This is a genomic window from Arthrobacter cheniae (genome assembly GCF_003602275.1).
Lineage (GTDB): Bacteria > Actinomycetota > Actinomycetes > Actinomycetales > Micrococcaceae > Arthrobacter_D > Arthrobacter_D cheniae.
Genome location: NZ_QZVT01000001.1, coordinates 171,207 through 184,253, shown reverse-complemented (window position 1 = coordinate 184,253; position 13,047 = coordinate 171,207). Strand labels below are relative to the sequence as shown.

Here is a 13,047-nt window from a genome sequence, read left to right as displayed (position 1 = left end):
CGCGGCGTAACGGCGGCACGGAGGTGGGGCCTGCAGCCGGTAACTTTGTATCCATGAAGTACGCCAATTCCATCGTTGACCTGATAGGCAACACCCCGCTGGTCAAGCTCAACTCCGTCACCGACGGCATCGCAGCCACCATCCTCGCGAAGGTCGAATACCTCAACCCGGGCGGATCGGTGAAGGACCGCATCGCGGCCAAGATCCTCGACGCCGCCGAGGCCGAGGGAAAGATCAAGCCCGGCGGCACCATCGTCGAACCGACCTCCGGCAACACCGGCGTCGGCCTCGCCCTCGTCGCGCAGCAGCGCGGCTACAAGTGCGTCTTCGTGGTGCCGGACAAGGTCGGCGAGGACAAGCGGAACGTCCTCAAGGCCTACGGTGCCGAGGTCGTCGTCACCCCGACCGCAGTAGCCCCCGACAGCCCGCAGTCCTACTACGGCGTCTCCGACCGGCTGGTCCGCGAGATTCCCGGCGCCTACAAGCCGGACCAGTTCTCCAACCAGAACGGCCCGCTCAGCCATTACGAGACCACGGGTCCCGAGATCTGGAACGACACCGACGGGAAGGTGACGCACTTCGTCACGGGTGTCGGAACCGGCGGTACCATCACCGGCACCGGTCGCTACCTCAAGGAGGTCTCCGCGGACCGCGAGGGCGGCCCCGTGCGCATCATCGGTGCGGATCCCGAGGGCTCCATCTATTCCGGCGGAACCGGGCGTCCCTATTTCGTGGAGGGCGTCGGCGAGGACATGTGGCCCGACAGCTACGACCCCGCCGTCCCCGACGAGATCCACGCCGTGACCGACGCGGAGAGCTTCGAGATGACCCGGCGCCTCGCACGCGAGGAAGGACTGCTGGTCGGCGGCTCCTGCGGGATGGCGGTCGTCGCAGCGCTGCGCGTGGCGAAGGACCTGACAGCGGACGACGTCGTCGTGGTCCTCCTGCCCGACGGCGGGCGCGGTTACCTGGGCAAGATCTTCAACGACGACTGGATGAAGTCCTACGGCTTCATGGACAGCGGCGACGACGCGAGTGTCGGCGAGGTGCTCCGGTCCAAGAGCGGCTCGATGCCGGACCTGGTGCACACTCACCCGACCGAGACGGTCCGCGACGTCATCTCGATCATGGACGAGTACGGCGTCTCCAGCATCCCGGTGCTATCGCAGGAACCTCCGGTGAAGATGGGCGAGGTGCTGGGATCGGTCGACGAGCGTTCCCTGACGGCAAAGATCTTCCACGGCGAAGCGAAGCTGACGGACAAGATCTCCCAGCACATGGACGGGAGGCTGCCCCTCATCGGGTCGCTCGAATCCATCGGCACGGCGCGCGAGCGGCTCCAGGCCAGCGACACGCTGATGGTGACGTTCGTCGGGTCGCCCGTGGGAATTCTTACGCGCCACGACTTGCTGACATACATGAGCAAGTAACCTCATTCATCCGCATTCCAGGAGCATCGTGACGCATTCTGACGCCCAGGGCTTCAACACCCGAGCCGTCCACGCAGGCCAGACCCCCGACCCCACGACGGGAGCGGTGATCCCGCCCCTGTACCAGACCACCACGTTCGCGCAGGACGGTATCGGCAAGCTGCGCAACGGCTACGAGTACGGGCGCGGCACCAACCCGACGCGGGATTCGCTGCAGACGCAGATCGCGGCCCTCGAGGGCGGCGAGCACGCCTTCAGTTTCTCCTCCGGCCTCGCCGCCGAGGACGCACTCATCCGTGCCGCGCTGCGTCCCGGGGATCACATCGTCCTCGGCAACGACGCGTACGGCGGGACCTACCGCCTGATCGACCGCGTCCTGTCGCAGTGGGGTATCACCAACTCGGCCGTCGACATGGCCGATGTCGCCGCGGTCCAGGCTGCCATCGTGGCCAACAACACCAAGATGGTGTGGGTCGAGACACCGTCCAACCCGATGATGAAGATCACCGACATCGCCGCCACCGCCCAGCTCGCGCACGACGCCGGTGCCCTGCTCGTCGTCGACAACACCTTCGCGTCGCCCTATCTGCAGCAGCCGCTCGCGTTCGGTGCCGACGTCGTCGTGCACTCGACGACCAAGTACATCGGCGGGCACTCTGACGCCAGCGGCGGGGCCGTAGTCGTGAACGACGACGAGCTCGCCGAGAAGATCGGCTTCATCCAGTTCGCGGTCGGGGCCGTGTCTGCGCCGATGGAAGCCTGGCTGACGACGCGCGGGCTCAAGACCCTCGGGGTCCGCATGGACCGCCACTCGTCGAACGCGATGGCAATCGCCCGCTGGCTGCAGGAGCAGGACGAGGTGGAGCGCGTGTACTACCCCGGTCTGCCCGAGCACCCCGGCCACGACCTGGCAGCTGCGCAGATGAAGGATTTCGGCGGCATGATCTCCGCGACGTTCAAGGGCGGCGCGGAAGCGGCGAAGAAGGTCGCGGAGTCGACGCAGGTCTTCATCCTCGCGGAGTCCCTGGGCGGCATCGAGTCGCTGATGAACTACCCGTCGGACATGACGCATGCGTCCGTCAAGGGTACGGAGCTCGCCGTTCCCGAGAACCTGATCCGGCTGTCGGTCGGCATCGAGGACATCGAGGACCTGATCGGCGACCTCGAGACAGCCATCGGTTCCCTGCGCTAGGGCCTGGACGACGAAAGGCCCCTCCCTGCGGAGGGGCCTTTCGCGCGTCCGGGCCCGTGCGACCGCCGTCGTTCCCGCGTTCCGACCGGGACACAGGATCCAGTCGGCGTGTTGGGCCCCGACACGCGGTTCGGCGCCAATATCCGGGAACGACGGCGACCGCGGCGGCGCGCCAGGGACCGGGAACGACGGCGACCGCGGCGGCGCGCCAGGGACCGGGAACGACGGCGACCGCGGCGGTGCGCCAACAACCGGGAACGACGGCGACCGCGGCGGCGCCGGCCGGGCTGCTGCGGCATCATGTATGCCCTGAAGCCGGGCGCTAACGGGACCCCGGGAGCCGGAACTTCTTCCTGGCCTTGGGATGCGTCAGCTGGAAGTAGTCGCTGCTCTGCGGCAACCACATGAGCAGCACCGCGACGAGCATGGCCCCCGCGATCAGGGACAGCCCCGGCGTCCCGCGCACGATGATCGGCACCCCCACGATGATGCCGATGGTGCTCAGCAGTTCCCGGGCACCCCGCCTGCCCCGACGCAGCGGAAGCAGGAGGAGCAACTGGAGGGTCGCGAGCCCCCCGAAGAGCGCCCCGAGCCCGATGAGGCCGGCCCGCTCGAGGTTCTGCGCGGCGGCCGACGCGACGAAGGTGCCCGCCGCGACGGCCAGCAGCACCGAGACCACGAGCCACAGGATGATAGCGGCGCGCAGCGTGAACGGCCGCCGCGGCAGGGGACCCGCCAAGGGGATGACCTAGCCCCGTGGAGCGACGGTGGCGGTGTGCGTCCCGGTGTCGTACGAGTAGACCTCGGCACCGCCGATCCAGACCTGCAGGGCGCGCTGCATGACGTCGAGGGGATCGCCGCTCCACAGGACCAGATCCGCGTCCTTGCCGACGGCGAGCGAGCCGAGGCGGTCGGCGAGACCGAGGACCTTCGCGGGATTGATGGTGATCGAGCGCAGTGCGGTCTCCCGGTCCAGGCCCTCCTTGATCGCGAGGGTGGCCTGGTGCACCAGGAAGTTGATCGGGATGACGGGGTGGTCCGTGATGATCGAGATCTCGACGCCGGCCTTCGCGAGCTTGCCGGGGTTCGCGATCGAGCGGCCTCGCAGCTCCACCTTGGACTTCGTGGTGAAGAGGGGCCCGATCAGCACGGGGATCCCGCGCTCCGCCAGGACGTCACCGAGCAGGTGAGCTTCGGTTCCGTGGTCCAGCACGAGGTCGTACCCGAACTCGTCGGCGATGCGGATGGCTGTCGCGATGTCGTCGGCGCGGTGGGCGTGCTGGCGCCAGGGGATCTCGCGGCGCAGCACCATGGCGAGCGCCTCGAGGTGAGGATCGCGCGCGTTCTCGTCGGCCTTGCCCATGTAGTTCTGGGCCTTCATGAACGCTTCACGGATCACGAGTGCCGTGCCCAGGCGGGTCGACGGCATCTTGTCCTTGCCTCCGTAGACGCGCTTCGGGTTCTCGCCGAGCGCCGACTTCAGGCCGCTGGGAGAGCGCAGCACCATCTCCTCGAGGTAGCGCCCGTGGGTGTGGATGGCGACGGCGAGTCCGCCGATGGGGTTGCCCGACCCGGGATTGACGTTCACCGTGGTCACCCCACCCGCGAGGGCGTCGTCGAACCCGGGGTCGTAGGGGTTGATGGCGTCGATGGCCCGGACGCCGGCCGTGTTCGGTTGCGTCATCTCGTTGGTGTCGTCGCCCGCAGTGCCCTCACCCTCTTCGTGCGTACCGAGGTGGACATGCGCGTCGACGAAGCCGGGGAGCAGCCATTTGCCGCCGGCATCGATGACGGTGGCGGCGTCGGGCACGGCGACGGAAGCGCCCAGCGCGGTGATCCGGCCGTCCTCGACGATGACGGTGCCGTCGAACGGTTCGCCGTCGATCGGGACGACGTGCGCGTTCGTGATGGCTGTGACGGGAGCGGTGGTGCCGCTGGAGGATGACATCGGTGGATCGGCCTTTCGCAGGGGGAGGGGTGATTTCCACCATATCCGCCTGCGAACGGCTTCGAGGGGGGCCGTGCCTACACTGGATGAGCCGTTCCCCGGGTTCGAGGGGGCCCGGCTCCACCTCAGGACCTCCGGAAGGCAAGCATGAGTCAGCGCAGTACACCGGCAGCTTTGCGGGTGCTCGGCCTCGTCGCCGCAGTAGTCGTCGCCGCAGCGCTGGCGGTGTGGGCGTATGCCTGGGCCGATGTGATCGGCCTCGATTTCCGCGTGTACCGGATGGGCGGACAGTCCGTGGTCGACGGCGATGACTCTCTCTACACGCGGTCCTTCGGCGAGGGCGAGGGCTCGCTCCTCTTCACCTACCCGCCGTTCGCCGCGCTCGCCTTCACCGTTCTGACCCTCGTCAGCGCCGAGACGGGAGCCGTCCTCTTCGTCGGACTGTCCGTTCTCGTCGCCGCTGTGACGTCATTGCTGGTCACGCGCTACCTCGGCGGTTTCCGCAGCGTGCGCGACGTCGTCGCCCACCCGTCCGCGCTACCCCTGGCGATCGCCGGCACCGGCCTCGTCTGCCTGCTCGGTCCGTGGCGCGAGACCATGGCCTTCTCCCAGGTCAACATCCTGCTCTTCGCGATGATCGCCGCCGACCTGCTCTCGGGCCCTCACCGCAGAATGCCCACAGGACTGCTCACCGGCATTGCGGCCGGCGTCAAGCTGACGCCCCTGGTCTTCGGGCTGTACTTCCTGGTGCGCGGGGAGTGGAAGCAGCTCTTCACGATGGCGGGCGGTTTCTTCGGCACGATCGCCCTCGGGTTCCTCCTCCTGCCCGCCGAGTCGACGACGTACTGGCTTCAGATGCTTCGGGATACGGGCCGCATCGGCGGCGAGGGGTATGTGGACAACCTGTCGATCCGCGGCGCGATCCTCCACTTCATGGGCCCCGGGTTCCCCTCCACCGTCCCGTGGCTGCTCGTCTCCCTGCTGCTCGTCGCGGCAACGGCGTACATCATCCGCACGTCGAAGCAACGCGGCGACCGGTTCCTGCCGATGGCCATGACCGCTGTGCTCATGCTCCTCATCTCCCCGATCTCGTGGTCCCACCACTGGGTCTGGATCGTCGTGGTCCTGGCAGTCCTTGCGGGGCAGGCGGCAGGGCTGCCGGCGAAACTGCGCGGACTACGGGCGACGGCGGCAGTTCTCTTCGTCGTCACACTCCTGGTCTTCATCTACTCGCCGAAGACCATCGGCTTGCTGCTCGGTGCCGAGGACCTCAACTCGCAGCTGACCACCGGATGGCTGATGGCCTCCAGCGCGGGCGTGGTCTGCGCGCTCGCCGTCACCGTGTTCTGGGTCCTCCTGTCCCGGACCCTGGCACCGCTGTCCGCGGCCGCCGGACAGGTCGCCCCGCGGACAGGCGCGGAGGATGCGTGGCAGGACAGCCCTGTCGACGACGTCGTCCACGGCACCGGCAGCCGCAACCCCTGATGGTGACCGCATCCCGGCGGACCCTCGTGGCTCCCGTCGGCCGCCTGAGGGTCGCCGCCGGGTGCGTCGTCGCCCTCGTCCTCCCGCCGCTGCTCGAGGTGGCCGTCTTCTCGGTGGGCAGCTCGCTGCTCGCGGTGGACGTCCTCTTCCAGATCGCGGGGGTCATCGCCGTCGCGCTGATCGGCGGGCTCTGGCCGGCGCTACTGGCGGCCCTGTGGAGCAGCATCATCCTGAACTACACCTCGACCGAACCCTTCGGCTCCCTCGAGATCTCCGAGGCCGAGAACGTCGCGACGGTGCTGATCTTCATCGCCGTCGCCGTGACGGTCTCCCTCGTGGTCGGGCTGTCGGCGCGCCGGTCCCGGGAGGCGGCCATGGCCCAGCAGGAAGCGGCGTTGCTCGGCGAGCTGGCCCGTGGCGCCCTGGCGGAGGAGGACACCCTGCAGGGATTCCTGCGGCACGTCCAGATCCAGTTCGACGTCGATGCGGTGGTCCTGTTCGGACGGACGGGACCGGACGACGGCGGGATGCCGGCAGCCCCCGATGGGAGCGCCGTGGGACGCAAGGCCCTCGCGGTCAGGGCGCAGCTACCCGGGGGAGCGTCCTCCTCCACACCGGCCGAGCGCGGCACCTCGGGAGCCTCCTCGATGATGGACTCCGACCGGTGGGCCCTGGCCGAGGCCACTGCGGCGGAGCCCATCGACGGAGATTTCTCCCTGGCCCTCTACGGACACCCGCTCTCTGCCCGCGAGCGCGGCCTGCTGCGGGCCTTCGCCGGCCAACTCCGATCCCTGCTCCAGCGCCAGGAGCTACTCGCCAGCACGCGCACCAACAGGAGGCTCGTCGAGGGCAACGTCATGCGCACGGCTATCCTGCGTTCGGTCTCCCACGACCTGCGCACGCCGCTGGCCGGTATCAAGCTCGCAGTGAGCAGCCTGCGGCAGTCCGATGTGACCTTCTCGCAGGAGGACGAGGACGAGCTGCTCGAGACCATCGAGGACTACTCCGACCGGCTCGATGCGCTCGTCAATAATCTCCTCGACATGTCACGCATCACGGGCGATGCCGTGAACCCGCACGTGCGACCGCTGAAATGGACCGACGTCGTCGGGCCCGCACTCGCCAATGTGCCGCAAGACCGGGTGCAGGTGACCATCCCGCCGAACCTGCCCGCGATCGAGGCGGATTCCGGCCTGCTGGAGCGTGTGATCGCAAACATCGTCGAGAACGCGGTGAGGTATGCGCCTGACGCTGCCATCGAGGTCACCGCCTCTGTCGGTGGAACGGGCAGGGCGCTGATCAAGGGTTTCCCTGCGAGCGAGTTGCGCGTCATCGACCACGGGCACGGCGTCTCGCGGGACGATGTCGAGGCCATGTTCCGTCCGTTCCAGCGCCTCGATGACGCACCATCGGGTGCGGGCGTCGGACTCGGTCTGGCAGTGGCCAAGGGGTTCACGGAGGTTATGGGCGGAGTGCTCGACGCCGAACAGACACCCGGCGGGGGCCTGACGCTCGTGATCCGTCTTCCCATCTCGACCGGGGTCGTGGAGCTGTGACCCGCGTGCTGGTGGTCGACGACGAGCCGCAGCTCCTGCGCGCCCTGGAGATCAACCTCCGCGCCCATGGCTACCAGTGTGTGACGGCGGTCGACGGCGAGACCGCGCTCGACGCCGCCTCGGAGCATCACCCGGACATCATCGTGCTGGACCTGGGCCTGCCGGACATCGACGGCGTGGAGGTCATCCGTAGGATTCGCGGCTGGTCCCAGGTGCACATCATCGTGCTGTCGGCCAGACACGGCTCGCAGGACAAGGTGGACGCGCTCGACGCCGGCGCGGACGACTACGTGACGAAGCCCTTCGGCCTCGACGAACTCCTGGCCCGATTGCGGGCGGCGGCACGGCGGGCAGCAATCGACGTCGATGCACCGGTCATCGTGACGCCCGACTTCACGCTCGACGCCGGCGCGCGGCGTGTCGTCAGGGACGGACGGGACATCAGGCTCACGCCGACCGAGTGGAAGATCGTGGACAGGCTGATCGCCCACCCCGGACAGCTCGTCTCGCAGCAACAGCTCCTGCTCGACGTCTGGGGTCCCGCGTACGCGAAGGACGTGCAGTACCTCCGCGTGTACATGGCGCAGCTGCGCAAGAAACTCGAGACCGATCCCGGCGCGCCCCGCTATTTCCTCACCGAGAGCGGGATGGGCTATCGCTTCGAGCCCTGACCCGGCCGCACACCGCGTCGGCAATGGGCGCCGCATAGGATGATCGCCATGACCACTGGAAGCCTCCTCGCTGTCTGCCGCGTGCACGAACTTCTGCCGACGAAGGACTCCACCGGTGTCACGGCGATCGACAAGCGTGCTGTCGAGGGACCGGTGAACGTGCATCCGCTGGGCCTCACCGGCGACATCCAGGCGAGCAGGAAGCACCACGGCGGACCCATGAAGGCCCTTTATGCCTACTCCCAGGAGGACGCGGATTTCTGGACACGGCAGTTGGGACGGGAGGTGACGCCGGGCCTGTTCGGCGAGAACCTTCGCGTCGCCGGGATAGACGCGTCGAACGCCGTCATCGGCGAACGCTGGGCGGTCGGTGAGCAGGTGGTGCTCGAGGTGACCATGCCGCGCACGCCGTGCGTCAATTTCGCGCGCTACCTGGGGGAGAGGTCCTGGGTCAGGAGGTTCGCCGAGGCCAACCGGGTCGGCACGTACCTCAGCGTCGTGACCAAGGGCAGCATCCGCGCCGGCGATGAGATTCGCGTGACCGGAGTCCCGGGGCACGGCGTCTCCGCGGCGCAGGTCTACGCGGGCCTCGACGACCGGCAGGCGCAGCGCCTGCTCGATTCCGCCGAGGCAGGGGAGTTCACCCTCACGCCGCAGGTGCGCAAGTCCGCACTACAAGGGCTGAAGGTGGCCGCCCCGGCCTGACGTGCCGAAGGTCACCTCCCGAACTGCCCTTCCTGGATCGCACCGGCATGGGAGTGCCGTAGACTTGAAACATCCCCCACACCGGTATTCCCATTATTTCCGCCCTTCAGGGTCGGATAGGTTGTGTTGGGGCTCGGAGCACAGACTCGCGAGCAGATTCATCAGGGAGCGCCGGCTAGAAGAAAAGTCACACATCACTGCTGAGAGAGCAGAGAACCACGTGTGACGAGGAGTTCGGCCTCGGGATTGAAACAGTGCCGGAACTCTACGTTCATTCGGCTCCCCGGACTCCATTCCGTAGGGCCGACCGGCACCTACCTGGAGGATTATTCCCCGTGCCTGAAAACCTGTCCGAGCACATCATCGACACCACCCCCGTCATCGAGGCCACCGCAGCGGTTCCCGCGGCAGAGTCCGACGACGACGGCGTGGACATCCGCTTCACCGACCTGAACCTCGACGGCCGCATCCTCGCTGCGCTGACCGATCTCGGCTACGAGAAGCCCTCACCCATCCAGGCTGCGACGATCCCCGCGCTGCTCGAAGGCCGCGACGTCGTCGGACTGGCGCAGACCGGCACCGGCAAGACTGCCGCGTTCGCCGTCCCCGCGCTGTCGAAGATGGCTGAACTGGCGGATGTCAACGGCGGCCCCAGCAAGAACACGCAGGTCCTGGTGCTCGCACCGACCCGCGAGCTCGCGCTGCAGGTAGCCGATGCGTTCACCTCCTACGCAAAGCACATGGAGGGCTTCACCGTCCTTCCCGTCTACGGCGGAGCGCCCTACGGACCGCAGCTCAACGGGCTGCGCCGCGGTGCGCAGGTCGTCGTCGGTACCCCGGGTCGCGTCATCGACCACATCTCGAAGGGTTCGCTGGATCTCTCCAACCTCGAGTACGTCGTGCTCGACGAGGCCGACGAGATGCTGCGCATGGGCTTTGCCGAGGACGTCGAGCAGATCCTGTCGTCGACCCCCGCGGAGAAGCAGGTTGCACTGTTCTCCGCGACCATGCCCCCTGCCATCCGTCGCATCGCGAAGAAGTACCTGAACGATCCGGCCGAGATCTCGGTCAAGGGCAAGACGACGACCGGCACCAACACGCGCCAGCGCTACCTGCAGGTCATGGGCCCGCACAAGCTGGATGCGATGACCCGCATCCTCGAGGTGGAGGACTACGACGGCATCATCGCCTTCGTCCGCACCAAGGCTGCTACCGAAGACCTGGCGGACAAGTTGCGTTCACGGGGCTTCTCGGCTGCAGCCATCAACGGAGACATCCCCCAGCAGCAGCGCGAGCGCACCGTCGAGGCGCTGCGTGACGGCAAGATCGACATCCTGGTCGCCACGGACGTTGCTGCCCGTGGCCTGGACGTGGACCGCATCTCGCTCGTCGTGAACTACGACATCCCGAACGACACGGAGTCCTACGTCCACCGCATCGGCCGCACCGGCCGCGCGGGCCGTTCGGGCGATGCGATCCTCTTCATCACTCCTCGTGAGAAGTACCTGCTCCGTTCTATCGAGAAGGCCACGCGCCAGCCGGTCGAGCAGATGCAGCTGCCCTCCACGGAGAAGATCAACGAGCTGCGCCTCAGCAAGTTCGCGGACAGAATCACGCAGACCCTTGCAGGCAAGGAGGTCGGGCTGTTCCGCGACCTCATCGCCACCTACGAGCGTGACCACGACGTCCCCGCCAACGAGATCGCTGCTGCCCTTGCCGTCATGGCGCAGGGCGGCCAGCCGATCCTCGTTCAGGACATCCCTGTCGCTCCCGCCGGACAGCGCGAGCGGGCCGACGGTCGCAAGGACGCCTTCGGGTCGCGTGGCCCGACGCGCACGCTCACCGAGGGCAACGCCACCTACCGCATTGCGGTCGGTCGTCGCCAGCGGGTGATGCCGGGTTCGATCGTCGGTGCCATTGCGAACGAGGGTGGCCTGTCCTCCGCCCAGATCGGTGGCATCGACATCCGCGCGGACCACAGCCTGGTGGAGCTTCCCGCCGACCTCTCGACGGACCAGCTGCGAGCACTCTCCAAGACGCGCATCGGCGGTGAGCTCATTCACCTCGAGCTCGACAAGGGGCGCAAGCCCGCGGGAAGCCGTAGCGCCGGCGAGTTCAAGAAGCCTTTCAAGAAGGACTTCCCCAAGCGCGACGGTGACACCCGCTTCGCGGGCGATGCCAACCGCAAGGCACGTCACGTGAAGGGTGCCGGAGCCGGAGCCGGGCGCTCCAGCGCAACGTCAGATCAGTGGTAGGAAGCAGCGTCTGAACCCCAGCGGACCCATGCTCTGCATGGGTCCGCTGGGGAATCCCGGTCTGCTCCTGAGAGCAGCTGACGATTTCGCACCAGCGGCTTGGAACTGGTAAAGTTTCTTGCTGTTGCCCCCCTAGCTCAGTGGTAGAGCGCGTTCTTGGTAAGAACGAGGTCACCGGATCGATTCCGGTGGGGGGCTCGTGAATGAGGGGCCCGTGACGATCATCGGATCGGTGCGGGCAGCCTCATTTAGGGCGGTGTAGCTCAGCTGGTTAGAGCGCACGACTCATAATCGTGAGGTCGTGGGATCGAGTCCCACCACCGCTACCCAGGAAGGCCCCGGAGCTTCGGCTCCGGGGCCTTTTTCGTTGTCTGCGGCCATCGTCCGGATGTTGGGCAGCCCTCCCGCAGACAGGCACCCCCGACGCCGTGAACACGAGCACCCCGGGCACCTGTGCGCCGTCGACCACCGCCCCGCTGAGCAGTCCCGCTGAGCCGTCCCTCGAGTCGGAGCGGAGCACTCCGGTCCAGCAGCTGGAAGTACCCCCCTACCTAACGCGCTTAGGGGAAATTCCCCCAATGTACCTAACGGGTTCCACATTGTTACCCCTCCACCCCTAGTTCGAGTGGGGGCATGAAATTCCCTAGGTATGGCGCGATTTCAAAGCGAGTATCCACTACTGGTGTTTACCCCACGGGGTCGGCATATTCTCCATCAACGGGCAGAGTCACTTTGTGGGATTTCCAATTCCATTCAGGGGCGCTGGCTGGATTAGTCGCCGGGACCACGGAACGGACCGAGGCCCGGTGAGCGCTGGTGCGGTGCGTCCTGCAGCAACGCATCCCATCGGCCGAAGTTCCCTACACACGCCAAGAAGTGGTGAGGCATTTGTCTATCTCGATCCAGCTCCCAATTTCCTTCTCCAAGCCGACGGCAACGCCGGGGAGAGCGTCCATAAGCGTCGTAATTCCGACCCTGAACGAGGCCAGGAACATTCCTTGGGTTCTCCGGCGCATGCCCACGTACGTGGACGAGGTCGTCATCGTCGACGGTCGTTCCACGGACAATACCGTCGGGGTGGCGCAGGCACTCCGCGAGGACATCGTGGTGGTGAACGAGAAGCGTAAGGGCAAAGGCGTGGCACTGCGGTCAGGATTCGCTGCAGCAACGGGTGACATCATCGTCATGCTCGATGCCGATGGAAGCATGGATCCCCAGGAGATCGGCTGGTTCGTATCTCCGCTCCAGCACGACTACGACTTCGTCAAGGGTTCCCGATACGTCACCGGAGGAGGCTCGGAGGACCTGACGTGGCTGCGGCGTACAGGAAACCGTGCGCTGACCGGGCTGGCCAACGCAGTTCTGCACAGCAACTACTCGGACCTCTGCTACGGCTACATCGCGTTCCGGCGGGAGTGCCTCGTGGTTCTGCAGCTGGAATCCGACGGATTCGAGATCGAGACGGAGCTGATTGTCAGGGCCGCCAGGGCAGGGCTCAGGATCGCCGAGGTCCCCAGCTTCGAACTGGACCGCATCTCCGGTGCATCGAATCTTCAGACCTTCCGGGACGGATGGCGGGTGCTGGGGACGATGGCGCACGAGTGCCTCCTCTGGGAGGCCCCGACAGCCGGTGCTCGCCCCGAAGCACTTCGCCGCGTGAAGTACGCCTACGCCAACGTGAGCTTCCCGCGAACGCCCACAGATCCGACAAGCGTCCTTGTCGCGTTGAGCGCGCCCGTCACCAGCGTGGCCTGACAGGACGAGCAATCCCAGAGTGTCAACACCAGCAACACGATCCGACCGAC

Annotated in this window: 10 protein-coding genes and 2 tRNA genes; 10 read left to right on the top strand and 2 right to left on the bottom strand. The window is 67.0% G+C overall.

Annotation, left to right across the window (positions count from 1 at the left end; all coding sequences use genetic code 11):
- Positions 1–53: 53 nt before the first annotated feature.
- Positions 54–1,430 carry a cystathionine beta-synthase gene (locus tag D6T63_RS00935; RefSeq protein ID WP_120147151.1) on the top strand — a complete coding sequence of 459 codons (1,377 nt, stop codon included), beginning with the start codon at positions 54–56 and terminating at the stop codon, positions 1,428–1,430.
- Between the two features lie 28 nt (positions 1,431–1,458).
- The gene (locus D6T63_RS00930) at positions 1,459–2,622 is read left to right on the top strand and encodes a cystathionine gamma-synthase (protein WP_120147150.1); all 1,164 of its coding nucleotides are present in this window, start codon (positions 1,459–1,461) and stop codon (positions 2,620–2,622) included.
- Positions 2,623–2,944: 322 nt separating this feature from the next.
- Here D6T63_RS00930 and D6T63_RS00925 read toward each other — a convergent pair whose 3' ends face one another.
- Positions 2,945–3,361, bottom strand: coding sequence for a hypothetical protein (locus D6T63_RS00925; protein ID WP_120147149.1), 417 nt, complete (start codon positions 3,359–3,361; stop codon positions 2,945–2,947).
- 9 nt (positions 3,362–3,370) lie between these two features.
- A complete protein-coding gene (locus D6T63_RS00920) occupies positions 3,371–4,570 on the bottom strand; it encodes an amidohydrolase (RefSeq protein ID WP_120147148.1) in 1,200 nt (399 codons plus the stop codon).
- Between the two features lie 147 nt (positions 4,571–4,717).
- Here D6T63_RS00920 and D6T63_RS00915 point away from each other — a divergent pair, with 147 nt between their 5' ends.
- The 8 genes from D6T63_RS00915 (at position 4,718) to D6T63_RS00880 (ending at position 12,997) form a co-directional block, all read left to right on the top strand.
- Entirely contained in the window at positions 4,718–6,055 is a 1,338-nt protein-coding gene (locus D6T63_RS00915; RefSeq protein ID WP_120147147.1) for a glycosyltransferase 87 family protein, read from the top strand.
- Positions 6,055–7,611, top strand: a complete 1,557-nt coding sequence (locus D6T63_RS00910; RefSeq protein ID WP_182976825.1) for an ATP-binding protein — start codon at positions 6,055–6,057, stop codon at positions 7,609–7,611. Before D6T63_RS00915 ends, D6T63_RS00910 begins: the two co-directional genes overlap by 1 nt.
- The gene (locus tag D6T63_RS00905) at positions 7,608–8,282 is read left to right on the top strand and encodes a response regulator (RefSeq protein WP_120147145.1); all 675 of its coding nucleotides are present in this window, start codon (positions 7,608–7,610) and stop codon (positions 8,280–8,282) included. Before D6T63_RS00910 ends, D6T63_RS00905 begins: the two co-directional genes overlap by 4 nt.
- A 48-nt stretch (positions 8,283–8,330) precedes the next feature.
- Positions 8,331–8,987: an MOSC domain-containing protein gene (locus D6T63_RS00900; protein WP_120147144.1), complete on the top strand. Its 657-nt coding sequence runs from the start codon at positions 8,331–8,333 to the stop codon at positions 8,985–8,987.
- A 335-nt stretch (positions 8,988–9,322) separates the two neighbouring features.
- Entirely contained in the window at positions 9,323–11,242 is a 1,920-nt protein-coding gene (locus D6T63_RS00895) for a DEAD/DEAH box helicase (RefSeq protein WP_120147143.1), read from the top strand.
- A 126-nt stretch (positions 11,243–11,368) separates the two neighbouring features.
- A tRNA-Thr gene (locus tag D6T63_RS00890) sits at positions 11,369–11,440 on the top strand.
- A 54-nt stretch (positions 11,441–11,494) separates the two neighbouring features.
- A tRNA-Met gene (locus tag D6T63_RS00885) sits at positions 11,495–11,568 on the top strand.
- A gap of 550 nt (positions 11,569–12,118) precedes the next feature.
- A complete protein-coding gene (locus D6T63_RS00880) occupies positions 12,119–12,997 on the top strand; it encodes a glycosyltransferase family 2 protein (protein ID WP_328588636.1) in 879 nt (292 codons plus the stop codon).
- The last annotated feature ends 50 nt before the right edge of the window (positions 12,998–13,047 follow it).

Bases quoted from the DNA above. Each gene is read 5' to 3' on its own strand.
- D6T63_RS00935 (WP_120147151.1), top strand. From the start codon at position 54: ATGAAGTACGCCAATTCCATCGTTGACCTGATAGGCAACACCCCGCTG.
- D6T63_RS00910 (WP_182976825.1), top strand. From the start codon at position 6,055: ATGGTGACCGCATCCCGGCGGACCCTCGTGGCTCCCGTCGGCCGCCTG.
- D6T63_RS00920 (WP_120147148.1), bottom strand. From the start codon at position 4,570: ATGTCATCCTCCAGCGGCACCACCGCTCCCGTCACAGCCATCACGAAC.
- D6T63_RS00900 (WP_120147144.1), top strand. From the start codon at position 8,331: ATGACCACTGGAAGCCTCCTCGCTGTCTGCCGCGTGCACGAACTTCTG.
- D6T63_RS00915 (WP_120147147.1), top strand. From the start codon at position 4,718: ATGAGTCAGCGCAGTACACCGGCAGCTTTGCGGGTGCTCGGCCTCGTC.